The organism is Sinosporangium siamense (assembly GCF_016863435.1).
GTDB classification, from domain to species: Bacteria; Actinomycetota; Actinomycetes; order Streptosporangiales; family Streptosporangiaceae; genus Sinosporangium; species Sinosporangium siamense.
The window spans coordinates 68,732-91,404 of record NZ_BOOW01000011.1; the positions used below are offsets into that span (position 1 = coordinate 68,732).

Annotated in this window: 21 protein-coding genes; 9 read left to right on the forward strand and 12 right to left on the reverse strand. The window is 68.2% G+C overall.

Annotated features, from left to right (window positions below):
* The first annotated feature begins 108 nt into the window (after nt 1-108).
* On the forward strand, nt 109-768 hold the full coding sequence (locus tag Ssi02_RS09590) for a class I SAM-dependent methyltransferase (protein WP_204023766.1): 660 nt from the start codon (nt 109-111) through the stop codon (nt 766-768).
* Between the two features lie 102 nt (nt 769-870).
* Here Ssi02_RS09590 and Ssi02_RS09595 read toward each other — a convergent pair whose 3' ends face one another.
* Genes Ssi02_RS09595 through Ssi02_RS09625 form a run of 7 tightly spaced genes read right to left on the reverse strand, consistent with a single transcriptional unit; the run spans nt 871 to nt 8,622 of the window.
* Nucleotides 871-1,872, reverse strand: a complete 1,002-nt coding sequence (locus Ssi02_RS09595; protein ID WP_204023767.1) for an Lrp/AsnC family transcriptional regulator — start codon at nt 1,870-1,872, stop codon at nt 871-873.
* Nucleotides 1,873-1,891: 19 nt separating this feature from the next.
* Complete coding sequence (locus tag Ssi02_RS09600) at nt 1,892-2,737, reverse strand: alpha/beta fold hydrolase (RefSeq protein ID WP_204023768.1); 846 nt, start codon at nt 2,735-2,737, stop codon at nt 1,892-1,894.
* A gap of 22 nt (nt 2,738-2,759) precedes the next feature.
* On the reverse strand, nt 2,760-3,929 hold the full coding sequence (locus Ssi02_RS09605) for a M24 family metallopeptidase (RefSeq protein WP_204023769.1): 1,170 nt from the start codon (nt 3,927-3,929) through the stop codon (nt 2,760-2,762).
* An 11-nt stretch (nt 3,930-3,940) separates the two neighbouring features.
* Entirely contained in the window at nt 3,941-4,825 is an 885-nt protein-coding gene (locus Ssi02_RS09610; RefSeq protein ID WP_204023770.1) for an ABC transporter permease, read from the reverse strand.
* Entirely contained in the window at nt 4,822-5,781 is a 960-nt protein-coding gene (locus tag Ssi02_RS09615; protein ID WP_239128752.1) for an ABC transporter permease, read from the reverse strand. The genes Ssi02_RS09610 and Ssi02_RS09615 overlap by 4 nt, the downstream gene beginning before the upstream one ends.
* Nucleotides 5,782-5,818: 37 nt before the next feature.
* Nucleotides 5,819-7,414, reverse strand: a complete 1,596-nt coding sequence (locus Ssi02_RS09620) for an ABC transporter substrate-binding protein (protein ID WP_204023772.1) — start codon at nt 7,412-7,414, stop codon at nt 5,819-5,821.
* The gene (locus tag Ssi02_RS09625; RefSeq protein ID WP_239128753.1) at nt 7,414-8,622 is read right to left on the reverse strand and encodes a dipeptidase; all 1,209 of its coding nucleotides are present in this window, start codon (nt 8,620-8,622) and stop codon (nt 7,414-7,416) included. The genes Ssi02_RS09620 and Ssi02_RS09625 overlap by 1 nt, the downstream gene beginning before the upstream one ends.
* A 288-nt stretch (nt 8,623-8,910) precedes the next feature.
* Here Ssi02_RS09625 and Ssi02_RS09630 point away from each other — a divergent pair, with 288 nt between their 5' ends.
* Both Ssi02_RS09630 and Ssi02_RS09635 read left to right on the forward strand, forming a co-directional pair.
* Entirely contained in the window at nt 8,911-9,942 is a 1,032-nt protein-coding gene (locus tag Ssi02_RS09630; protein ID WP_204023778.1) for an ABC transporter ATP-binding protein, read from the forward strand.
* The gene (locus Ssi02_RS09635; RefSeq protein WP_204023790.1) at nt 9,926-10,906 is read left to right on the forward strand and encodes an ABC transporter ATP-binding protein; all 981 of its coding nucleotides are present in this window, start codon (nt 9,926-9,928) and stop codon (nt 10,904-10,906) included. The genes Ssi02_RS09630 and Ssi02_RS09635 overlap by 17 nt, the downstream gene beginning before the upstream one ends.
* 54 nt (nt 10,907-10,960) lie before the next feature.
* Here Ssi02_RS09635 and Ssi02_RS09640 read toward each other — a convergent pair whose 3' ends face one another.
* Nucleotides 10,961-11,158, reverse strand: coding sequence for a hypothetical protein (locus Ssi02_RS09640; protein ID WP_204023801.1), 198 nt, complete (start codon nt 11,156-11,158; stop codon nt 10,961-10,963).
* 165 nt (nt 11,159-11,323) lie between these two features.
* Here Ssi02_RS09640 and Ssi02_RS09645 point away from each other — a divergent pair, with 165 nt between their 5' ends.
* The 4 genes from Ssi02_RS09645 to Ssi02_RS09660 all read left to right on the forward strand — a co-directional run bounded on the left by Ssi02_RS09645 (nt 11,324) and on the right by Ssi02_RS09660 (nt 14,400).
* A complete protein-coding gene (locus tag Ssi02_RS09645; protein WP_204023803.1) occupies nt 11,324-11,569 on the forward strand; it encodes a metallothionein in 246 nt (81 codons plus the stop codon).
* Nucleotides 11,570-11,628: 59 nt separating this feature from the next.
* Nucleotides 11,629-11,985, forward strand: coding sequence for an oxidoreductase dimerization domain-containing protein (locus Ssi02_RS09650; RefSeq protein WP_239128754.1), 357 nt, complete (start codon nt 11,629-11,631; stop codon nt 11,983-11,985).
* A gap of 240 nt (nt 11,986-12,225) precedes the next feature.
* Nucleotides 12,226-12,615, forward strand: a complete 390-nt coding sequence (locus Ssi02_RS09655) for an effector-associated constant component EACC1 (protein ID WP_204023805.1) — start codon at nt 12,226-12,228, stop codon at nt 12,613-12,615.
* Between the two features lie 549 nt (nt 12,616-13,164).
* A complete protein-coding gene (locus Ssi02_RS09660; protein ID WP_204023809.1) occupies nt 13,165-14,400 on the forward strand; it encodes an ROK family transcriptional regulator in 1,236 nt (411 codons plus the stop codon).
* Nucleotides 14,401-15,046: 646 nt separating this feature from the next.
* On the opposite strand, the gene Ssi02_RS09665 is transcribed toward Ssi02_RS09660, so the two are convergent.
* Nucleotides 15,047-15,685, reverse strand: a complete 639-nt coding sequence (locus tag Ssi02_RS09665) for an FMN-dependent NADH-azoreductase (RefSeq protein WP_204023812.1) — start codon at nt 15,683-15,685, stop codon at nt 15,047-15,049.
* Between the two features lie 102 nt (nt 15,686-15,787).
* Here Ssi02_RS09665 and Ssi02_RS39250 point away from each other — a divergent pair, with 102 nt between their 5' ends.
* Nucleotides 15,788-16,327: a MarR family winged helix-turn-helix transcriptional regulator gene (locus Ssi02_RS39250; protein ID WP_204023818.1), complete on the forward strand. Its 540-nt coding sequence runs from the start codon at nt 15,788-15,790 to the stop codon at nt 16,325-16,327.
* A gap of 315 nt (nt 16,328-16,642) precedes the next feature.
* On the opposite strand, the gene Ssi02_RS09675 is transcribed toward Ssi02_RS39250, so the two are convergent.
* Nucleotides 16,643-17,404: a DoxX family protein gene (locus tag Ssi02_RS09675; protein ID WP_204023819.1), complete on the reverse strand. Its 762-nt coding sequence runs from the start codon at nt 17,402-17,404 to the stop codon at nt 16,643-16,645.
* Nucleotides 17,405-17,705: 301 nt separating this feature from the next.
* On the opposite strand from Ssi02_RS09675, the gene Ssi02_RS09680 reads away from it, so the two are divergent.
* Nucleotides 17,706-20,042 (forward strand): AAA family ATPase, encoded by a 2,337-nt coding sequence (locus Ssi02_RS09680; RefSeq protein WP_204023820.1) that lies wholly within the window; start codon nt 17,706-17,708, stop codon nt 20,040-20,042.
* A 137-nt stretch (nt 20,043-20,179) separates the two neighbouring features.
* Here Ssi02_RS09680 and Ssi02_RS09685 read toward each other — a convergent pair whose 3' ends face one another.
* Nucleotides 20,180-21,232, reverse strand: coding sequence for a hypothetical protein (locus Ssi02_RS09685; protein WP_204023825.1), 1,053 nt, complete (start codon nt 21,230-21,232; stop codon nt 20,180-20,182).
* Nucleotides 21,233-21,313: 81 nt separating this feature from the next.
* Nucleotides 21,314-22,673 (reverse strand): NucA/NucB deoxyribonuclease domain-containing protein (locus Ssi02_RS09690; RefSeq protein WP_204023828.1); only part of this gene is annotated, 1,360 nt, incomplete at its 5' end.

The following is a 22,673-nucleotide window of genomic DNA, read 5'->3' on the forward strand; positions in this document are numbered from 1 at the left end:
TTTTCGTGTTCAGTACGGCACAGCCGGGCAGAACTGACTGTTGACCGCGCCTATCATGGCGAACAGAGTATTCGTTATTGAACAGCATGTTCAAGAAGGAGGTCGGCCATGGGGCTGGGAAAACTGCTGCACAAGCACGACGAGCATGCGGAGGAAGGCGGGACGATCGATCGCCCCCGTGCCTACGACCTGTTCGCGAGCATCGGCTACCTCGGCCGCAGACGTGAGGTGTACACGCGCCTGGCGCTCTTCTCAGGCATCAGGCCGGGGGACAAGGTGCTCGACGTCGGCTGCGGCACCGGATATTTCAGCCGCATCCTCGCCCAGGTGGCGGGCTACTCGGGCCGGGTGACCGGCGTCGACCCCTCCGAGGCCATGATCGAATACGCTCGTCGCCGCGCGCCGGCGAACTGCGTGTACGAAGAGGGCGAAGGCCAGGCACTGAAAGCCGAGGACGGCTCGTTCGACCTCGTGGTGTCCAGTCTGGCGGTGCATCACATGCCGGTGGCGGCACGGGCGGCGGCGATGCGCGAGATGTTCCGCGTGTTGCGGCCGGGTGGCCGCCTGCTGATCGCGGAGTTCCGCCCGCCGTCGAACAGGCTGCTCGCCCGGCTCACCGCCGCGGTGTCGGGCCCCGCGATGCGGCACAGCCCGCACGACCTGCTCGGCGACCTGATTCCGGCCGCGGGTTTCGAGATCCTCGGCGAGGGCGACCTGCCGCCGATGCTCTACTACGTCCAAGCGGTGAAGCCCACACTGGAGGGCTGAGCCGAGCCTTACCACGCAGGCTGGAAGGCGGCGGGCGGGTTCGCATGGTGGGGGTAGGTGTGGGGGCTTGGGAACCCGCCCGTCGCTAGGTGCTCAAGGGTGTCACGGGGTCTCGCCGGCGAGGGCGGTGGCGATGCGGTGCTGGGCCCAGGGGACCGGTAGGAAGGCGCGCTTGACGTTGAGGATCTGCACGCTCGCGGTCCAGGAGCGCAGGCCGGGGATGCCGGCCAGGGTGCGGCTGGTGAAGTGGTGGATGGCCGCGGTGGTCGGCATGATCACTTCGCACATGAGGGACGACTGCCCGAGGGTGGAGGCGATGAAGCGCACGCCGATGTGTTCGGTGAGGTTGGTGGCGATGTCGTCGAGGGCGCTCGGATCGACCGACAACCAGAACAACACCTCCGCCTCATAACCGAGAGCGGAGGCGGGCACGAAGGTGGCGACGGTGGCGCATCCGCGTTCGATCATGCTCTCGAAGCGTCGCCGTACGGTGCTTTCGCTGACGCCGAGCCGTTTGGCGACGGACAGGAAGCTGGCGCGGCCGTCGTCCCGCAGCGCGTTGAGGATGTCCATGTCGACGGGGTCGAGGTGCCCGGCGTCGCACTGGTGGGGCGGGGGCGGGGCGGCGAGATGTTCGGCTTTGCGGTCGAGCACCTGAAGGCTCCAGTCGTAGGAGACCTTGTAGGTGTGGAGCACCAGGTCGGCCTGGCTGTGGAGGGCTCCGGGGATGCCTTGCACCTCGTCGACGAGCAGTGAGTAGAGGTCGCGGTGTTTGGGGGCCACGAGTTCGAACACGATGTCGTGGCTGCCCGTGACGACGCTGACGAAACGGATCTCCGGGCGGCGGGTCAGCATGCCCGCCACCCGGAGCTGGCTGCCGGGGGCGCAAGTGAGACGCACCATGAAAACGTCAACGGGTCCGGCGTGCTCTAGGTGGGGCACCACCGCCACGCACGCCATGCCCTCGGCGATGAGCTGCTGCGCTCGCCGTGCGACGGTCGTGGTGGAGGTGCCGAGCACCTGGGAGATGTCGGTCCAACTCGCCCGTCCGTTCACGTGGAGGGCGGCGAGGATCTGCCGGTCGAGTGAGTCGAGATCATTCATTGGATGCATCTTGGCGCGTTCACCGGGTCGCGTGCACCTCCTCCAGGAACTCGCGTACGGTCGCCTCCCACAGGTCGGCCTCTTCGACTTGCGGAGAATGCCCCGAGTTCTCGAAGACGACGAGCGTAGAGGACGGGATCAGCTCCGCGATCGTCTCGCTGCACGCGACCGGCGTGATCCAGTCGTGCCGCCCCACGGTGATGAGAGTCGGCGCGGTGACCGTCGGCAGTTTCGGCTTCACGTCGTAGGTGTGCTGGTTTACGGAGAACGCATAGTTGTGCGTCCGGTAGTGGTACGGCGTGGCCTCGGCACGCCGCGCCGTGAGCGACGGGTCGTAGTCGTGGTCGTAGAGCGGCAGGATCTCCGTCCAGCAGTCACGCAGATCGGCGTCGTCGCGTGTGGTGCCCGTCATGATCCGCTCGAACTTCTCAAGGTCGACCGTGACCCGCGCCGACGCGAGCGCGTTGGCCCGGGCCGCCGCCTCATTGGAGTTGTCGGGTGAGGTGTCCCGCAGCACCATGGCGCTGACCCGGTCCGAGTGGGCGATGGCATATTCCATGGCGATGAACCCGCCGTAGGACCCGCCCGCGACGACGATCTGCTCGGCCCCGATCCACTCGCGGACGGCGTCCACGTCGGCCACCCACTGCGCGTGCGTGAACGGCCCGTTGTCGTCGCTCGCGCCCGAGCCCCGAGCGTCGAAGACGACGACGCGGTAGGCGTCCGACAACCGCCCGAAGCTCGCGCGGGGTTCGGCGAGGGAGCCGAGGCCGGGGGCGCCGTGGTGGGCGATGATCGTCGGCACGCCCGGCCGGTCGCCGAGCACCTCGATGTGCAGGCGGTTGCCGTTGATCTGCACGTACATGAAGTCGATCCTCCGGTCGGGGTCAGACGATGACGATGTCGGCCAGGGCCTTGGGATAGGCGGTGAGCCTGCGCGGCCTGTCCTCGGTGACCAGCACGGTGTCGGAGATGCGATAGCCGGCGTGGCCGGGAATGTAGATGCCCGGCTCGCTGGACAGGATCATCCCGGGGGCCAGCACGGTGTCGTCGCCGTCCTCCAGCCACGGCGGCTCGTGGAAGCCGAGGCCGATGCCGTGGCCCTGCCGGTGCCGCAGATATTCACCGAGGCCGGCGTCACGGATGACCGACAGGCACACCTGGTTGGCCGAGGCGCAGGTGGCCCCGGCGAGCAGGGCCTGCGTGCCGGTCTCCTGGGCGAGCAGCACCGTCTCGTAGTAGCGCCGCTGCTCGGCGGTGGGCTCGCCGAGCACGAAGGTGCGCTCGCTCTCCACGAACCGGCCGCCTACGGCGCAGCCGAGGGAGAGCATGAATGTCTCGCCGGCGTTGAGCCGGTCGCCGCCGGGCAGGCGGTGGGGCTGGGCCGAGTTGGCTCCGCCGTACACGAGCCCGCCGGTGAGCATGGGCACGACGACGACGTTCTCGTGCTCGGCGTACATCAGGCGCGAGCCGTACCCGATGACGTGGGAGGCGAGCTCGGTCTCGGTGGGGAGCTCGCCGTTCGCCAGGGCGTCGCGGACGAGCTGCACGCCGGCCTCGATCATGGCGTCGGCGACACGCGCGGCCTCCTCGTGGAGGATGATCTCCTCGGGGAGTTTCCGCAGCCTGGCACGTTCCACGATTGTGCTGGAGTGCCATGAGGTGGCAGGGAACGCGGCGCCGAGGGCGACGACCCGGCCGGCTGCCGTGGACGGGGCATATCCGGCGGCGGCCGGGGCCGCGACGTGCCGGGCGAGCACAGCGAAGGGCGGCACGACCCCCGGGAACTCCGGATAGGCGAGAATCTCGGCGTGTGCGCCCTGGTCGGCGGCATATTCCCGCTCCAGGTCCGGCACCAGCAGGATCGGCTCGCCGTCGAGCGCCAGATAGCACGCCACCGGCCGCTCGTTCGGGAAGTGGTGGAACCCGGTCAGGTAGGCGACGTCCAGCGGGTCGTCGAGCAACAGGGCGGACAGGCCCTCGCCGGCCATCGCCGTACGCACACGCTCGACGACGGTGGCGTAGAACTGCGGTGAGAGCTGCTGAGAGAAGGTCATGCGGGAAAGGCTCACCTTCGGTGGTTACGGGCGTCGTTGTAGGCGACGGAGAGCAGAGTCGCGGCGACCACGAGCACGAGGATCGCGAGCGACGGGAAGAGCGTGGTCCACCAGGCGGAGGCGAGCGCGCCCGACTGCTGCGCCTTGTGGAGGATCGTCCCCCAGGACCAGCTGTTGGGGTCGCCGAGGCCGAGGAAGGCCAGCCCCGCCTCCGACAACACGGCGCGCGAGGTGGTGAGCACCACCGACACCCCGACGACCGGGATGACACCCGGCAGGAGGTGCTTGCGGATGATCCACAGGGCGGAGCCGCCGACGACACGCGCGGCAGAGATGTACGGCAGAGGCACGATGGCCAGGGCCTGCGACCGGACGACACGCGCCACCTCGGGCCAGCTGAACAACGCGATGACCACGACCAGCGTGCGCACACTCGGCCCGGCGAGCGCCGCGACCAGGATCATCAGCGGCAGCACGGGCAGCGACAACGACAGGTCGACGAGGATGCCGAGCGGCGTGTCGAGCCGCCGGAAGTAGGCCGCGGCGACGCCGACGAGCAGGCCGATGACGATCGCGAGCGCCGACGCGCTGACCCCGACCATCATGCTGACCCGGGTGCCCCAGACGACCTGTGCGAAGACGTCCTGGCCGATGGCGTCGGTGCCGAACCAGTGGGCCGCGCTCGGCGGCTGGGAAGTGTCGGTGCCGTAGCCCTCGGGGAAAGGCGCGATGAGCGGTGCGCAGATCGCGACCAATATCAGGAGCACGAGGGTCACGGCGCTGGCGATGCCGAGCGGGTTGCGGCGGAAGGCCGCCCAGGTGCGCCGGGCCGGCGTCGGGTCCGGCTCGGCGGACAGGCCCGAGGTGGAGATGGCGGGGGCGGTGGTCTCGGTCATGCGGTGCGCACCCGGGGGTCGAGGAAGCCGTACGCGATGTCGGTGAGCAGGTTGGCGACCACGACGGCCGCCGCGAGCAGGACGAACGCGCCCTGGAGCACGGGGAAGTCCATCTGGCCGACCGCCTCGTAGATCGCGCGGCCGATGCCGGGGTAGGCGTAGATGGTCTCGGTGAGTACGGCACCGCCGAACAGCATGCCGAGTTGCAGCCCGGCGATGGTGGTCGTGGGGAGCAGCGCGTTGCGCACGGCGTGCTTCCAGACGACCGCTCGCGGCTTGACGCCCTTGGCCTTGGCGAGGGCGACGTAGTCGTCGCCGAGCGCCTCCATGAGCGTGGACCGCATGGTGAGTACGTAGCTGCCGAGCTGCACGAGCACCAGCGACAGGCAGGGCAGCACCAGGTAGTGCAGCATGCTGAGGGTCGCGGCGAAGCCGGTGGCGTCAGGATCGATCGCGCCGCCGATGGGGAACCACCCGAGCAGCACGCCGAAGGTGTAGAGCAGGAAGATGCCGACGCTCGGCACGAACAGCGACTGCGCCGTGATGCCGCCGACCTGGATGAGCCGGTCGATCCAGCCTTTGGCCCGGGTGGCCGCCAGCACGCCGAGCGGGATGCCGACGATCACCGTGACGACCATCGAGGACATCGTGAGGATCAGTGTCCAGGGCAGCCGCTCCAGGAGGACCTCGGTCACCGGGAGCGACTGGCGGAACGACATCCCGAGGTTGCCCTGGAAGAGCTGCCGCAGGTAGTCGAGATATTGCACGAACAGCGGCCGGTCGAGACCGAAGTCGGCGAGCAGTTTGGCCCGCAGCTCCTCGGTCATGTTGGGGTCGGCGACCGCGAGCACGGGGTCACCGGGGAGCAACCGGACCAGGAAGAAGGTCACGGTGACGGCGAACCACAGGGTCAGCAGTCCCCGCAGCAGGCGTACGCCGATGAACTTGAGCCGCACCATGACCTCCTTCGCGAGTCGGTGGCGGCACCCGCCTCTAGGAGGCGGGCTTGGCCTGGGCGAGCGACAGCGGGTTGACGATCGAGAGGAGTTCGCTCGGCATCGGCTTGAAGTTGGTCCACTTCGTCGAGTGAGCGATGTTGAAGGTCTCGACGTACAACACGTTGTCGTACACCTGCTCGTGGATGATCTTGGCCGCTTCCTGGATCGGCGCCTTGGCCTCGGCCGGGCTGAGCGCCCGCTGGCCCTCGTCGATCAGGTCGTCCAGCTTGGGATCGCTGACCTGGGCGTAGTTGATGAAGCCGCCGGTCTTGAAGGCGAGCCCCATGTTGGCCGGGGGGTTGTCCATGATCGCCCAGGAGCCGGCATAGATGTCGAAGTCGCGCTTGGCGCCCTTGTCGATGTAGGTGTTGCGCTCAAGACCCTGAAGCTTGATCTCGATGCCCGCCTGCTTGGCGGAGTCGCGGACCATCGGCGCCCACTTGGCGATGTTGGGGTCGGCCTGGTCGTAAATCATGTTCAGGCTCAGGTTGGTGACACCCGCCTGCTTGAGCAGCTCCTTCGACTTGTTCACGTCGAAGGCGTATTCCTTCATCGCAGGGTCGACGTAGTCCGGCTGCGCCGGGGTCAGCACGCTGGAGTTGGACGTCTTGGCGAAGCCCTGCAGCGCGATCTTCCGGATCGACTCGTAGTCCACCGCGTGGGCCAGGGCCTGGCGCACCCGCACATCGTCGAGCGGCTTGCGCTTGGTGTTGTACTGCAGGTGAGCCCATCCGAGGGACGGGATCTCCATCATCTTGATCTTCGGGTCGTTCTTGAGCGAGACCGCGGTGGTCGGCGGCAACACGTTGGCGATGACGTCGATCTCACCGTTGCGCAGCGCCAGGACCTCGGTGTTCACGTCGGGGAAGACGCGGAACACCACTTCCTTAACCGTCGGCTTGCCGCCCGGGGCTGGACCGAAGTTCTCGACGCGCTCCATCACGTAGCGCTGCCCACGCTCGACCTTGGTCAGCTTGTACGGCCCGGCGCTGACCCAGTCCTTGTCGTTGGCGAACTTCTGCACGCTCGGCGCCTTCTCGAAGACGTGCTTCGGCACGATCGGCAGCCAGAAGCCGATGTTGTGGACGAACGTGCCGTCCGGCCGGCTCAGCGAGAACTCGACCTCGGTGGGGGAGACCGCCTCGGCCTTCTCCAGCGCGGTGATCAGACCCGCGATGACGCCGAACTTCTCCTTCTTCACCGTCTCGATGGAGAAGACCACGTCGTCCGCCGTGACCGGCTTGCCGTCCGACCACTTCATGTCGTCGCGCAGCTTGACGGTGGCGGTCTTGCCGTCCTCGGAGTAGGCCCACTCGGTCGCGAGGTAGGGGATCCGCTTACCGGTCTCGTCCATCTGCGTGAGGTGGGGGTACATGAGGTTGGTCACCCACGAGTCGGTGCGGCTGTTGCCCACCAGCGGGTTGAAGTTGACGACGTCGGCCGTCGTGCCGATCGTGATGCGGTCGGCGGTGGCCCCGCCGCCCGACCCGCCGGCGGAGCCGGTGCTCGACCCCGGCGTGCTGGGGGCGCACGCGGCGACCCCGGCGATGACTGCCGCTGCGAGAGCGGTCAAAGCGGCACGTCTGCGCATCAGTGCCACACCTCCTCCAGCACCCGCAGCGTGTTGCCGCCGATGACCTTACGAATCTCGTCGTCCGAATAGTCGTGCTGGACGAGCCAGCCGATGATGTTCCAGAAGCACTCGGCGGGGTTCTCCAGGCCGTCGACATAGGGGACCTTGTCGTACGGCACGCCGTAGTGCGCCTCATTGAGCGACAGGTGATCGGCGAACGCGTCGTGCAGCCCGACGTGGTCGCCGAACAGGGTGTCGGGACCGAACGACACGTGGTCGATTCCAATGAGGTCTACACAATATGTGAAGTGGTCCATGACCGATTCCAGCGAGTGGAGCGGGTGGGCCGGTGACAACGTGGTGTGCGGGGCGGCCTCCAGGCCGAGAACACCGCCGCGCTCGGCCATGGCCTTGAGCGTCTCGTCGGTCTTCATGCGGTTGGTGGGCCAGACTCCCCGGGCGCCCGCGTGCGTGATCAGAATCGGCTTGGTGGAGTGCTTGATCGTGTCCAGGCAGGTGACGTCGCCGGAGTGGGAGATGTCGATCGCGATGCCCAGCTTGTTCATGCGGCGCACGGCCTTCTCGCCGAACAGCGTGAGGCCGCCGTCGTTCTTCTCCTTGAGGCCGCCGCCCAGGGTGTTGGCCTCGCTGTAGGCGATGCCCATCTGCCGCACGCCGAAGCCGTACAGCATGTCGATGCGGTCGACCTCGTTCTCGATCATCGTCGAGGCCTCAAGGCCGAGGACCAGGCCGACGCGGCCGGAGTTGTGGGCCTCGTGGACGTCGGCGATCGACTCGACCTTGATCACGTAGTCCTGGTGGGCGATGTCGGACAGCCGCATGCCGATGTCGGCCACGACGTCGGTCCACTTCCAGCCCATCTGACTGGTGATGCAGCAGGTGCCGTCCATCAGGTTGTCGAAGACGACGGTCATGCCGGAGCGGGACAGGCCCTCGAAGCCGGTCTGGTGGCGGGCCGTGCGGTTGTAGTCGACGGTCTGGTTGATGTCCTTGGGGAACACCGTCGGGTGTTCGTGGAGGGAGATGACGAGGCTCTCGGTGAGCAGCCGGGTCACCCGCTCCGATTGTGCGCTGTTGAGCGACAGGCCCTTGTAGGCCGGGACGCGGCCGATCTCGGGTGCGAGGTCGAACACGCGGTAGTCGACACCCGCCTCCAGGTACTCGTAGGAGCGGTACCCGGTGTAGCGCTTCGCGGGCTCCAGCACGATGCGATGTCCCCCTTCGGGTTTCGTGGACTTCGCCGCTTTCCGTCGAAGCCTCCTGTTGCTACGCCAGCATTCGGCGAACTTGGCGAGGAGCTTGCCAGAATTCGGCATTTCGGTCAATACTGAGCGTGCTTTTCGGACGCAGCGACGGGGTCGGCGGTGGGATTCGTCATCGGGCCGGACCGGTCGAGTCGGGTGCGGAAAAGTCGGACATAGAGTGGACGGCCCCGAGTCGACCGGCCCGCGTGGCCGTGAAGTCGCAAGGCCGCGAAGTCATGAGGAGGCGCGATGGCCAGGCCCGTCGAGGCCGAGGCGGATGGGCGGGCGCCTGCGGCGCTGGAGATCCGCGATCTGCGGGTGACGTTCAACACGTCGACCGGGAGTGTGCCCGCCGTGCGCGGGGTGGACCTCGTGATCAGGCCGGGGGAGACCCTGGCGTTGCTCGGCGAGTCCGGATCGGGCAAGTCGGTGACCGCTCGCGCGATCATGGGTCTGCACGACCGCGGCAACGTCGAGGTGGAGATGGAGCACGCCACGGTCGGCGGCCGCGACCTGCTCGCCATGTCGGCCGAGGAGCGCCGGCTCCTGCGCGGCAGCGCGATGACCATGGTCTTCCAGGACGCGCTCTCCGCGCTCAACCCCGTGCTCACCGTCGGCGACCAGATCGGCGAGCTGTTCCGCGTGCACCGCGGCGCCTCCCGCAGGGAGGCCCGCGAGCGGGCCCTCGAACTGCTCGAACTCGTCGGCATCCCGGCCGCCAAGGACCGCGTGCGCGACTATCCCCACCAGTTCTCCGGTGGCATGCGCCAGCGCATCCTCATCGCCATGGCGGTCGCGCTCGAACCCGCCCTGCTGATCGCCGACGAGCCCACGACCGCCCTCGACGTCACCGTCCAGGCGCAGATTTTGCGGCTCATCGACCGGCTGCGCCAAGAGCTCGGCACCGCCGTACTCCTCATCACCCACGACCTCGGGGTCGCCGCCGAGGTGGCCGACCGCATCGCGGTCATGTACGCCGGGCGCATCGTCGAGACCTCCCCGGTCGACGACCTTTACGACCGGCCGGCCCACCCCTACACCGAGGCGCTGCTCGCCGCCATCCCCGACCTGGAGCGCCCCAGCTCAGAGCTCCTCGCGATCCCCGGCACACCGCCGCGCCCGGGCGCCGTCGGCCGCGGCTGCGCCTTCGCGCCGCGCTGCTCCAGGTCCACCGCCGTGTGCACCGAGCGGCTGCCCCTGCTCACCCCGGTCCCCGGCCACCCGGGCCGCACCGCCGCCTGCCACCACACCGAGGAGGTGCTGCATGCCGCCGTCAGCTGAGCCGGTGCTCGCGGCAGTCGACCTGCACAAGACGTACGGCAACCGCCTGCTCGGCCGGGGAGGCGGCGTGCACGCCGTCGCCGGCGTGAGCCTGACCTTGAACGCGGGGGAGACCCTCGGCATCGTCGGCGAGTCGGGCTGCGGCAAGTCCACCCTCGCCCGCATGCTCGTCGGTCTCGAACGCCCCGACAGCGGCCAGGTCACCTTCCACGGCGAGCCGTTCGCGAGCGGGCGCGGGGCCATCCCGCGGGGTGTGCGCCGCCGCGTGCAGATGGTCTTCCAGGACCCGCTGACCTCGCTCAATCCCCGCATGACGGTGCTCGACATCGTCGCCGAGCCCCTCGACGTGCACAACCTCGCCACGGGGCGGGGCGCCCGCCGCGCCAGGGTGGGCGAGCTCCTCGAACTCGTGGGCCTCGCTCCCGAGCTCATGAACCGCTTCCCGCACGAGTTCTCCGGCGGCCAGCGCCAGCGCATCGGCATCGCCCGCGCCCTGGCGACCGACCCCGAGGTGGTCGTCTGCGACGAGCCGGTGTCGGCGCTCGACATGTCGGTGCAGGCCCAGGTCGTGAACCTCCTCGCCGACCTCCAGCGCACCCTCGGCGTCGCGCTCGTGTTCATCGCCCACGACCTCGCCGTCGTGCGGCACGTCTCCCATCGTGTCGGCGTCATGTATCTCGGCCGGATGGCCGAGCTCGGACCGGCGGCCGAGGTGTACGGAGCACCCGCGCATCCCTACACCACGGCGCTGATGTCGGCCGCGCCCATCCCGAGGCCGCAGGCCCGGCACCGTGAGCGGATCATGCTCGCCGGAGACCCGCCGAGCCCGGTCAACCCGCCCTCAGGGTGTCGTTTCCGCACCCGGTGCCATAAGGCGCAGGACCTCTGCGCCGAGCGCGCACCGGAGCTCACCGGCCCCGGCGCGCATCTCGCCGCCTGTCATTTCTCGGTGCCGGCCGCCTGACATCCGTCCGCCGCCCCGCCCGCGCCCCCCGCTCGGGCCGGGCGGCATGGGGTGTCAGGCCGCCGGGGTGGGGCCGTTCTTGTGGGGTTTATGAGGGCGGTGCTTACTAGGGAAGTGGAGCACATTGCGCCCGGTGTAGGCGCGCAGGTCGACGACCTTGGCGTCAGCCGTACGACGATGTCCTGCCGCCGAACGGATGTGCCGAACCTTGTGGACCGGCAGGTGCTCCGGGACTACCGTAAGTTTCGTCATCTATGCCCCCCGGCGTGATGCTTTTGTTACCAATGAGATAACTACAGACCGAGCCGTAAGGCCACTGTAAAGATCGTCTGAAGTCTCGTCGAGGGATTTCCCTGGGCAGGTCGTTGCAGGTGCCGCCGGGGTAGAGCACCCCCCAGGACACCTTTGGGGGAGACGATGGCTGCTTGCGAAGTATGTGGCAACGAATATGAGATGACGTTCGAAGTCCATGCGCAGGGGTCTGTGCACACCTTCGACTGTTTTGAGTGTGCGATCACGAAAATGGCGCCCATCTGCGAGCACTGCGGGTGCCGCATCATCGGCCACGGCGTCGAGGCCGACCGCCGCTGGTTCTGCTGCGCCCACTGCGCCCGCCAGGAGGGGATCTCCGCCGCCGTCGACCATGTGGCATCCACCGCCTGAGCCACGTCGCGGGAAGGGATGCCTTCACGCGATGGTGATCGGCGTTCACACTGGGGCCTATGTGGGACTTCGACATCCTTGTCCTGGGATCAGGGCCGGGTGGGCAGAAGGCCGCCATTGCGGCGGTGGGGGGATCCCGATATCGGGAACCGGCGCGGGGGCAGATCATCGGCGACACGTACGGCATGCTGAAGCTGCTCGTCTCCCCGGAGGATCACTCGCTGCTCGGCGTGCACGTTTTCGGCACGGGCGCGACCGAGTTGCTCCACATCGGGCAGGCGGTCATGGGGTGCGGCGGCACCGTCGACTACCTGGTGGACGCGGTGTTCAACTATCCGACGCTCGCGGAGTCATACAAGGTGGCGGCGCTCGACGCGCAGAACAAGCTGCGGAGGGTCGCGCGCTTCGAGGTCTGACCGGCACGCCGCCCGCCCCGTGCGGAAGACGCGCGGGGCGGGCGGAATCAGGCGTGTCGTGTGCGTCTAGGCTTGAAATCAGCGCATGAGGCTGATGCGTGTTCAAAATCACCGGATGATGCGGCCACGTGCTGGGATCGGAAAACCGTATCCGCTCATCCGCCCCGGCTTTGTGGACGTAAAAGTGTTGATTCTCTTGCTCTATCGATGAGGCGAGTTTATCGATATGAAGGGGAGGCAGTGGTGGAACTTCATATCAGTGTCGAGGGCGGGGATGAGGAGGCGACGTCCATCTCGCTTTATCGCCGGCTAAGCCGGGATCCCGAGGTGCTGCGCGCCGCCGACGTGACGCTGCACGTCCGCTACGGCGACCTGGCGGGAGCGGTGGGACTCGCCGAGGTGGTGCACGTTTTCGTGAGCGACGTCGTCGCCGTGGGCGGCCTCGCCACCGCGATGACGGAGTGGTGTAAGTCGCGCCGGGTTGGTCGCGTCTCATCTGAAGCTGGAAAGCGATGGAAGAATCCTCACTGTGCGGAGCTTTTCGCGGGAGGCGGTGAATCTGGCACTGGAAATGCTTCTGGAACACAGCGCTCCCGGCTCAATGCTCAGCGCCGGGGAGTGAGACACTGATTGCGACTTCTTGAGTACCCGTAATCACGCATTGGAGTACGTGGCGATAAGCACAGCCGATGTGAGTTTGGCTCTGCGATATTCTGGAGTAATCACCTACGGTGAAGCGGCGGCCGGCCTCCCCGTGGAGCCCCGGCCGAGGCCCCGGTCCCGCCGCACTCTTCCCCGCTCCCTGCGCTCGCGTCGCACAGCGTGGTGCGCCCCTGCGCGACCCCTCGCCGACGACCCCAAAAGGTGCCCTAGCGGCACGGTCCCACGAGGATGAAAATTTACCCGTATAGCGCCGTATGGCCCCCGTGGGCGATCAGTCCCCCCGGCGTAGCGCCGCTTCTCCCGACGTAGGCCACGTAGCGGACAGAACCGAATCAGTCCGACGGATGTCCTTGATTCCCGTGGGTAGGGTTGCGCGTTACCTGGTTCTGTCGGCATTGTTGGGGAAGCCGGTGCCGGCGGGCGAGGTCAGGTCGCCCGTCGGCCCGGTGCCTTCCGGCGGCTGTGACAACCATGGGGCATGATTGTGGTTGGCCACATCCAAACCCGAGGCTGATTTTGATCACTTCTTCGACAGGCCCGCGCCCTGCCGACTTCAACGACGTGCGGGCGACCAACCTCTCGGTGGTGCTCAGGTTCATCCGCGAGCACGCCCCATGTTCGCGTGCCGACATCGCCTCCATGACCGGGCTCAACAAGGCCACCGTCTCCAGCCTCGTGGCCGACCTGATGGACCGCCGGATGCTGCGCGAGATCGGCTTCTCGGAAAGCCGCGTCGGCCGCCCCGCCACCATGATCGAGCTCGACGGCCAGCCGTTCTCCGCCGTCGGTATCGAGATCAACGTCGACTACCTCACCGCCGTCGTCGTCGACCTCGCCGGTGAGCGGCTGTTCGCCTGGCGGCGCACCTTCCCCGGCGCGGACGTCCCCGCCGCCGAAGCCGTCTCCGCCGTCGCCGGCCTCGCCCGCCGCGTCGTCAACCGCATGTCCAAGGAAGGCCGGCAGGTGCTCGGCCTGGCCGTCGCCGTGCCCGGCCTCGTCGACGTCGACGGCGGCGTCCGCCTCGCGCCCAACCTCGGCTGGCGCGACCTCGACCTCTACGGGGACCTGCGCCGGGCCCTGCGCGACCCCGACTTCCCCATCGAGGTGGAGAACGACGCCAACTTCGCCGCCGCCGCCGAATACCGTTTCGGCGCCCACAGCGGCACCGGCAACCTCGTCTACCTCACCGGCGAGATCGGCGTCGGCGCCGGCGTCGTCCTCGACGGCACCCTCCGCCGCGGCGGCCAGGGCTACGGCGGCGAGATCGGCCACGTGCAGATCGACCCCGACGGGCCTACCTGCAGGTGCGGCCGCGTCGGCTGCCTCGAAACCGTGGCCGGCATCGGCGCCGTCCTCGACCAGGCGGTCACCACGCCCGCCGAGATCGAGCCGGAGATCACCCAGATCGTCCGCCGCGCCCAGCGCCGCGACCCCGCCACCCTCGCCCGGCTCACCCGCGTCGGCCGCAACCTCGGCCGCGGCGTCGCCATCCTGTCCAACCTGCTCAACCCCGAAGTCGTCATCCTCGGCGGCTACTACGTGCCACTGGCCCCCTGGCTCCTCCCCGTGGTCTCCGCCGAGACCCGCGCCCTCACCATCGCCCCCGACGCGGGCGGCCTCCGCGTCGCCGCCTCCACCCTCGGCCACGACGCCGCCGCCCTGGGCGCCGCCGGCCGAGTCCTCGACGGCGTCGACTCCGGCCGCCTCCCCCCATCCCGCACCACCCACCAGCCCTTGTCCCGGAGGGCGTGACAACGGCGTACGGCGAAGCCCGGCCGGCTCACCTGGTGCCGCGGACTTGACCACGGCTGTGCATTCCGTCGGCTCGGGTCCGGTTTTCCGGCTCCCACGTTCTGAGCGTTTCTCCGGCGCCGGGCACAAGGGCAGTCACGATCGCTATGGGGATCTGACGAACGCCAAATGAGCCCGCCCGGGCCCGTATCTCCCCATAGCGGACGGCACGGCGGTAGAGATGACGAGACCCCGTCGACGCCGTACCGCCCTAGGCGGTGAGGCGGGCCTGGGTTGTGCCACGTGGCCTGGTTGGGGGAAAGGAGCCCCAGCCTTCCCGGTGGGTGGGCCGGGCTTGTGCCGTACGGCGTGGCCGGGTTGGGCCTGAGGTGGTGAGGTGGGCTTCGCCGTACTGTTCCCGGCCGTGAGCCGGGCTTGTGCCGTACAACGTGGCCGGGTGGGGCTGAGGAGGCAGGCCAGGGGCAATGGTGGCGAAGGGGGGCCTTGCGGGTCCGCGGCGTGCCCCTGTTACGTGCGGTGGCCAAGTGGTTGGGCCCCGCTTCGCCGCCATGTCTGTTGGTCGCGCTCGGGCTTGGAACCCCGGTGTGGTGCTCGCCGAGGGGTGGCCGGGTTCCGGTGGGCCGGGCCTGTGCCGTGCGTGGGCTGCTCAGGTGGTTTGGAGGGCCGGGCGGCGGGCGCTCAGGGTGGCTTGTTCGTGGGCGGCGGCGAGGGAGGCGGCGGCGAGGTCGCGGAACTCCGCCATGGCGGGGTTGGTGTCGGCGAGGGTGAACTCAGGGGTGATCACGGTGAGGTCGAGGCCGAAGACCTCTACCAGAAGCATGCGGAGGTAGGGCTCGGCGAAGTCCCAGCCCTCCTTGGGGGCACCGGGGCCGTATGCGCCGCCGCGGCTCGCGATGAGCGTGGCGGGGCGTCCGGCCAGAGGGCCGCTCTTCGGGTCCTGGGCGACGGTCCGGCCTCCCACCAGGACCTGGTCGAGCCACGCCTTGAAGGTCGAGGGCGGACCCCAGTTGTACATCGGCACGGCGAACAGGAACGCGTCCGCCGCCAGCATCTCCTCGATGAGTTCGTCCTGCACGGACTGGGCGGTCGCCTGGGCGGCGGTGTGGCCGGCGCGATCGCTGTAGCGCGCGGCGATCGTGTGTTCGTCGATGTGGGGGACCGGGGTGCGGCCGAGATCCCGATAAGTCACCTCTCCGCGCCAGTGGTTGCGGAAGGTCGCCGCCACGGCACGTGAGACCGAGCCTGTGGTGGCCGCGGCGGCGTCGATGTGCAGAAGTCGAGACATGGCAAGCCTCCATTGAGTAAGCAGACTGTCTTATAAGCAGATTGTCTGCCCGAGAGGTCGTCTGTCAAATCAATCATCTGTGCCATAGGTTACGATGCAGATATGCAAAACAAGCTGGCGTGTTCGCTCCCCGCTGGACTGGAGACCGACGTCGGCTGGCTTCTGGGCCAGACTTTCCACACGTACATCACGGCTACTCAGCGTGTCCTGGCGGAGTTCCCCGCCGCTCACCGCGGCTACATGGCGGTCTCGGCCGCGGTTCACGAAAGCGCGCGCAACCAGATCGAGATGGCCCGCCAGCTCGGGGTCGACCGCTCGGTCATGGTCAACCTCGTCGACGAACTCGAAAAGGCCGGCCTGGTCGAGCGCCAGCCCGACCCCACCGACCGCCGCAACCGCCTCATCATCGCCACCGACGTCGGCCGCCGGACCCTTGAATGCGCCAAGGCCGCCATCGAACGCACCGAACGCGAGCTCCTCGCCACCTTGGACGGCGAGGAGCAAGTCACTTTCACGGAGATGCTCCGCCGGATCGTCGCCCACAACCTGGCAGACGAGGCATCCCGCGAAGCCTGCATCGCCGCCAACGCCGCCCGTGACCGAGTCCCGATCCCCGCCGACGCCTCCGGAGGATCCCGCTAGCCCCGCCACCCGGATGAGCACTGCCTGATGAGCGGTGTTTGGTGAGCACGGTTTACGGCGGAGCCCGCCGGGCCCGTCCGTCCGCTGCTCGTGCTCACCGCGCGCGGTGCACGTGGCGCTCGTGGTGCCGGTCGCAGAAGACGCATGCCGGCCCGGACCGTGGCCGCCGGCGATACAGAGCCACCCCCGCAGAAGCGCCGTTCGTGGTGAGACGCTCGCGTTCGGGCGGTGGCGGGCTGAGACGCTCGCGTTCGGGCGGTGGCGGGCACCGCCCGAACGTCGCGGCGTTATGCGGCCGGGCTTCTGCCGTACCGGCTAGCGCTTTTGTTTGCGGGCGCCTGCGACGAGCATGTCGCCGGAGTCGGGGCCGCCGGGGGCGGCGTGGCGCGGCCGGCGCATGGTTTGGGTGGAGTCGTCGGGGCGCTTGAGAGGCTTGGTGGTTTCCGCCGGTTCGTCCGGGGCGGGTTTGTCCGTGGGCCTGTCCATGCGCACCGCTTCCCGAGGGGTGCCCTGCGTGGGGCGTGCGGCCTGCTGGGGGATCGTGCCGGGGGGCACGGTGGCGGCCGGTCGCTCCGGTGCGCCCGGCGCCGATGTGCCCGGGGCCGGCGCGCTAGCCGCGGGTGCCGCCTGTGCCGGGGCGGGTTGGGCGGGGGCCGGTTCGGGCGTGCCGGCGGAGCGGCCGCGGAAGACGAGGTGGTGGAGCGAGATGCGCCCGGCTCCGAGGGCGGCCAGCAGGATCGCCGCGGCGCCGAGGGCCACGGCGAGGTTGACGCCGCCGGTGGCGAGGGATTCGGATACTTCGTCGGCCGAGAGGAAGAAGATGGCCGCGTACTCCGCGAACAGGATGAGGCCCGCGAGCGGAACGATCAGGCCGACGATGAGGAGTGTGCCGCCGATGAGTTCCACGAGCATCGTGGACGCCGCCCATACACCTGGCATGGGGGCGCCGATCTGCTCAAAGGAGGCACTTGTGCTGGTGAGCCCGGCTTCGAGCTTGGCCCAGCCGTTGGTGATGAAGATGCCGCCGAGGCCAAGGCGGGCGGCTAGCGCTGCGATGTCGATAAATGTTCTTCGCACGATGCAATCCATCCGTTCGATGGCGCCATCCGATTGATGGCGGTTTGACCTATTTGGGGTGCTGGTCGTTAAGTGACCTCCGTGGGGTGTATGGGGGTCTCCTTCCGGTATTCATTGCTTACCCGGACAAGCCGGGCATGCTTATGCCGTACCCAACTTGCGGCGAGACATGGCATGTCCCGTCGGTGAGGGTTGCGCGAATCGTGCGTGCGGATCGCTCCCACACCGACAGAGCCGCGTGTCGAGTACGTCTAATCGTCGCCTCGGTGCGGTATAACCGGGGGCGGACCGGGGAGGCGTGATGCGTGACTCCGACAGGGCCCGGCCGGCGGGGCACGCCGCGGCACGGGATCTGTTCGAACAGATTCGACGACGTTATTTTGAGTTTTCCCCTGCGATGAGGAGGCTCATTTTCGTCGGGGCGGGCGGTGCCACCGTCACGGTCGCCGTGGTGCTCGGCCTGCCCTTCTTCAGCGCCCTGTCGGTCACTCTGCTGGTGCTGGCCTTCGCCGCGCTCACCTTACGGTTCCCGCGCGCCGCCGCCACGGTGCTCGTGCTCGCGGCGTGGGGGCTGCTGCTCCCGGTCTTCACGCTCGCTTTCGGACGGGATTCGCAGGTGCCTCTGGCGCTCATGCTGCTCGGCCTGCCCGTCGCGGCCGTGGCGCATCTCATCCGCTGGGTGCCGCCGTGGCTCACCACCCTGATGGCACTCCTCGCCACGGGCGCGGTCGCCCTCGGCCTCTCCCCGATGGCTCCGGCGGCGGCGCTGTGGGCGGGGTGCGCCGCCGCGGCGGGGGTGCTCGTCTTCCGGTTCGTGCAGGCGCGGCGCCTCAAGGCCGCTCTGACGGCGGGGGAGCAGTCGGCGCGTGTCCGGGTGCGGGGCGGCCAGGGCAAGGCCCAGACGGGCCCCGACGGCGCCGCGCCGCCGCCGATCACGCTGGAGGAGGCCATCGGCGAGCTGGAGAGCATGGTCGGGCTCGCCCCGGTCAAAGAGCAGATCCGCTCGATCGCCGCCTCGATCGAGGCGGGACGCCTGCGCGCGGAGGTCGGATACACGACCGAGCCGCCGATGCGGCATTTCGTGTTCGTGGGTCCGCCGGGCACCGGCAAGACCAGCGTGGCACGCACGGTGGCCAAGATCTTCTATGCCTTCGGGCTGCTGGAGACGCCCTATGTCGTGGAGGCGCAGCGGGCCGACCTTGTCGGCGAGTTCCTCGGGGCGACCGCCATCAAGACCAACGAGCTGATCGACCGGGCCCTCGGCGGCGTGTTGTTCATCGACGAGGCCTACAGCCTGATCAACTCCTCCGACGGCCAGCCCGACCGCTTCGGCTCCGAGGCCGTGCAGACCCTGCTCAAGCGCGCCGAGGACGACCGCAACCGCCTGATCATCATCCTCGCGGGCTATGAGCGGGAGACGGCGGCGTTCCTGTCCTCCAACCCCGGCCTGGCATCACGCTTCTCGACGCGGATCACCTTCCCGACCTACTCCCCGGCGGAGCTGCTCAGCGTCACCGAGCTGATCCAGCGCAGGCGCGGCGACCGCATGCCGGTCGAGGCGCGGCCGGCGCTGCTTGGCATGTTCGACGACGTGCACCGCAGGTCGATCATCGACGAGCTGGGCAACGCCCGCTTCGCCCGCAGCCTGGCCGAGGCGGCGGCGCAGGCCCGCGACGTGCGGGTGGTGGGCGCCGGCGGCACCCCGACGACCGAGGACCTCGTCACGACCAGCACGACCGACCTGCGCAAGGCGTTCGACGAGCTGACCGCGCGTTTCCGTAGCGGCGGGGCGACGCCGACGCTGGAGGAGGCGCTGGCCGACCTCGACCGCATGGCCGGGCTCGAACCCGTCAGACGCCAGGTCCACGCGATCATCGCTCAGCTCAGGGTCGCGAAGATGCGCCAGGAACAGGGGCTGCCGACACCCGCCCAGGCCCGGCATTTCGTGTTCGTGGGTCCGCCGGGCACCGGCAAGACCACCGTGGCCCGAATCCTCGGCCGCGTCTTCGCCGCCCTCGGCCTGCTCACCCGCCCCGACGTCGTGGAGGCGCAGCGGGCCGACCTCGTCGGCCAGCACCTAGGGGCGACCGCCATCAAGACCAACGAGCTGATCGACCGGGCCCTCGGCGGCGTGTTGTTCATCGACGAGGCCTACAGCCTGGTCAACCAGGGCTACTCCGGCGGCGACGCCTTCGGCACCGAATCCGTGCAGACCCTGCTAAAGCGCGCCGAGGACGACCGCGACCGGCTCGTCATCGTGCTGGCGGGTTACGAGCGCGAGATGGACTCCTTCATCGCCACCAATCCGGGCCTCGCGAGCCGGTTCAACCAGCGGATCCGGTTCCCCTCCTACTCCCCGGCCGAGCTGGCCGAGATCGCGATCTCCCTCGCCGAGCAGGCCGGCGACCGCTTCGACCCCTCGGCCACCCGTGACCTCACCGAGGTCTTCACATGGGTGTGCGCGGAACGCCTCATCGACGGCCTCGGCAACGGCCGCTTCGCCCGCTCCCTCTTCGAACGCGCCGCCATGCGCCGCGACGTGCGCCTCGCAGCCGTCGGCGACGTCGCGAGCACGGCCGAGCTGACCACGATCACCAGCGACGACGTGCGCGCGGCGGTGGAGGAGCTTTCCCAGTAGGTGTGGCCTGGTCGTCCGGGCGCGGGGAGCGGCCTGGGGGCGAACACGGGGGTGCCTGTGGACCGCGCTCGCCTGTGGTCCACGCTTGTCTATAAACCGGCACAGGCGTGCCGCTGGTCACCCCTCCGGCCGCGCCTCTACCCGGTGAGGATCTTCGACAGGATCTGCCGCCGCAACTCCGGCCAGCCCTTCCCAAGAGCCTTGCGCGCCGCGATGAGCGCCTCTGAGCCGTCCCCTCCCTCGACGAGGGTACGGATCACCAGCCTGGCCGAGATCCCGGCCTGCCAGCGCATCCAGAGCCGGTTCTCCTCACGGGGACCGTCGACCGGCCTCTCAAACCATTCCCGCCCCAGCCGGATGTTGGTCTCGACGATTCCGCTCATGAGCGCGGTCACCGTACCGGCATCATGCGCCAGGGCCGCGTCCACCGCCCGCATCGGCTCAGGCCACTTGGGGAAGTGCCGCTGGGCCAGACGATCGACGACGAGTTCGCACATCCGGCGGCGCTGCTCCTGAGACGCCGCGGTGAGCCGGAGGTGAAGCTCAGGGTCGACGTGGGGCAGCGAGAACGCCTGCTCGGGGTCGTCCTCGACGAGCCGGTCCGCGAGAAGGGCGCGTTGCCGCCCGAACAGCACGTCCTCATGCAGCCGGACACCCCCGGCCACCTCCACCAGCGCCATGGCCGCGGCACGCTTGACCTGCCTTCCGTTTCCGGGCGCCCCGGTGAGAATGCTCAAACGGTCGCCTAGGGCGGTCGGATCGTCGCCGTAGATCTCGGCCTCGTCCGTACAGAAATCCGGATAGTGAACCAGCAGCCGCCCGTTCTCCGCGTAGATCAGCTTTTCATGGCCGCGAACTCCCCATGACACATGCCACAGTCGAGCGTCTCTGCTGAGCCAGCGTAGCCATTCAGGGCGGTTCTGGTGGAAACCATCGCGGTCCAGCACACTGAGGACACCGTCCTCCATGTGCTCGTCGACAAATAATTCAACGGTGGGATACAGATAACTCTCCCGAACATCGACCTCGCGAAACTCGGGAAAGGACCCGAACACCTCAACCGCCGCGCGTTCGCCCGCCCGGCTCCCGCCGAGTCGGTGGATGACCGACCAGCCGAGCCCACCGCGCGTCAGCCACTCGTGCCGGGCGAGAAGAGCGGTGTAGTACTCGACGACCTTGCCGACGTCCATCTCCGGCTCCTCTGCGGTTAAGGCGAGATAGGGGCGGCGGTGCGACGCCGCCGCCCCTCACATCAATCGGATCGTTGACTACTATGGCACCGGAGCCCCACAGAGTGCTTCCTTGGTCGGCGGGACGTCGATTCTAGTGGTGAATTTGTTGTAGTAGTTGTCGCCGACAATGACTCTGTCCTTGATGAAGAATCTTTTCTCAAGCAGGTTTCCAGCCAGGTTGTTCTCGGCTGCAGGGATAGGGCACAGAGAGTAGTTGTTCGTCGCGGCGTTGGATCGTTCGAAGCTGCTGGCGAACGGATACTCGTCGCACTCCTTTCCGCTCGGTGCGTAGTTGCCCCAAATCCGGCGGCAGGTCCGCCATGTTCTGCTGTGAGCGCTCTCCGCGGCCTCGGAGTCCTCCCGGTGAAGATAGTTGTCCTTCATGTCGCCTGGCCGATGGCAGCCCAACAGCTTCTTATGGAGATTTATCGGGAACGTGTCGATTGGCTGGTAGCACGCCTTCCAGTAGTGCTGGTAAGCCGAGTTGTATCCCTGGCCCATTTTCCAGATCATCATCGGGGTAGCAGAGTTGAAGACGCACCCACCCTGCGAAACGATGTAGGAAGCGGAGTCGCATTTCACGATGGTCGCCCCCTCGTTGGCGCCTCGCGAGTTGGCGTAGCCGTATCCGCCCTGCGGAGCGGGCCAGTCCGGAGAATAGCCGTAGACCTTGAAGCCGCCGACGCTCACGTCTTCAAGGTTGTTGACTGTTTCGCTGAAGCTCGGACTCCATTTGATGTGGCGAAGCTCCGGTGCTTTGCTCGCCGGGCACCTGAGCCGGAACCTCGCGGAACCGAAGTTCGCCCAGATCCCCATGTGCTTGGTGCGATAGTTGAGTGTCGGAGACCCTCCCCAGGAGGTGACGTGTTCGCACCCGCTCCCGACAGGTTCGACGCCGATAGTGAGGTTTCTCCCAAACGCCGCACCGGTACCGGTGACCTCGTAGAGGTGCACGTCAACGAACACGTCCCGGCTGGTTCCACCATTGTTGCGCTCAACGCTGTTAAGGCCGTTAAAGGTGTAGGCCATGATGACGATCTTCGCGCTGAACGACATAGCCGGGGAAGCGCGATTGGCCATGTGGTCGAGGTCGAGATGTGAGGTCGAACACCAGGAATAGTGATTCCTCGCGTAGCCCTCCGGCTGGTTGGAGCGACTGAAATTCCGCTTGCAGTCGTCCGGCGTCATCCTTCCGTATTCGTAGATCGCCGGTGGGGGCTGCGGGTTATTGTCGTCCGCGGCCATCGCCGCCTGTGCCTTGGTCATAGCCTTCCTGGCGGTGACCGAGACAACGGGGGCGTTCATGTCCGTTTGAATCTGTGCCGCGGTTTGTGCGCGGTTGTAGACGCGGACTTCGTCGATGACTCCGGCGAAGTATTCGCCCCATTTGGTGTTTCCG

Bases quoted from the DNA above. Each gene is read 5' to 3' on its own strand.
- Ssi02_RS09600 (WP_204023768.1), bottom strand. From the start codon at position 2,737: ATGTACGTGCAGATCAACGGCAACCGCCTGCACATCGAGGTGCTCGGC.
- Ssi02_RS09680 (WP_204023820.1), top strand. From the start codon at position 17,706: ATGCGTGACTCCGACAGGGCCCGGCCGGCGGGGCACGCCGCGGCACGG.
- Ssi02_RS09605 (WP_204023769.1), bottom strand. From the start codon at position 3,929: ATGACCTTCTCTCAGCAGCTCTCACCGCAGTTCTACGCCACCGTCGTC.
- Ssi02_RS09610 (WP_204023770.1), bottom strand. From the start codon at position 4,825: ATGACCGAGACCACCGCCCCCGCCATCTCCACCTCGGGCCTGTCCGCC.
- Ssi02_RS09650 (WP_239128754.1), top strand. From the start codon at position 11,629: ATGTGGGACTTCGACATCCTTGTCCTGGGATCAGGGCCGGGTGGGCAG.
- Ssi02_RS09665 (WP_204023812.1), bottom strand. From the start codon at position 15,685: ATGTCTCGACTTCTGCACATCGACGCCGCCGCGGCCACCACAGGCTCG.
- Ssi02_RS09620 (WP_204023772.1), bottom strand. From the start codon at position 7,414: ATGCGCAGACGTGCCGCTTTGACCGCTCTCGCAGCGGCAGTCATCGCC.
- Ssi02_RS39250 (WP_204023818.1), top strand. From the start codon at position 15,788: ATGCAAAACAAGCTGGCGTGTTCGCTCCCCGCTGGACTGGAGACCGAC.
- Ssi02_RS09630 (WP_204023778.1), top strand. From the start codon at position 8,911: ATGGCCAGGCCCGTCGAGGCCGAGGCGGATGGGCGGGCGCCTGCGGCG.
- Ssi02_RS09595 (WP_204023767.1), bottom strand. From the start codon at position 1,872: ATGAATGATCTCGACTCACTCGACCGGCAGATCCTCGCCGCCCTCCAC.
- Ssi02_RS09685 (WP_204023825.1), bottom strand. From the start codon at position 21,232: ATGGACGTCGGCAAGGTCGTCGAGTACTACACCGCTCTTCTCGCCCGG.
- Ssi02_RS09640 (WP_204023801.1), bottom strand. From the start codon at position 11,158: ATGACGAAACTTACGGTAGTCCCGGAGCACCTGCCGGTCCACAAGGTT.
- Ssi02_RS09590 (WP_204023766.1), top strand. From the start codon at position 109: ATGGGGCTGGGAAAACTGCTGCACAAGCACGACGAGCATGCGGAGGAA.
- Ssi02_RS09635 (WP_204023790.1), top strand. From the start codon at position 9,926: ATGCCGCCGTCAGCTGAGCCGGTGCTCGCGGCAGTCGACCTGCACAAG.
- Ssi02_RS09645 (WP_204023803.1), top strand. From the start codon at position 11,324: ATGGCTGCTTGCGAAGTATGTGGCAACGAATATGAGATGACGTTCGAA.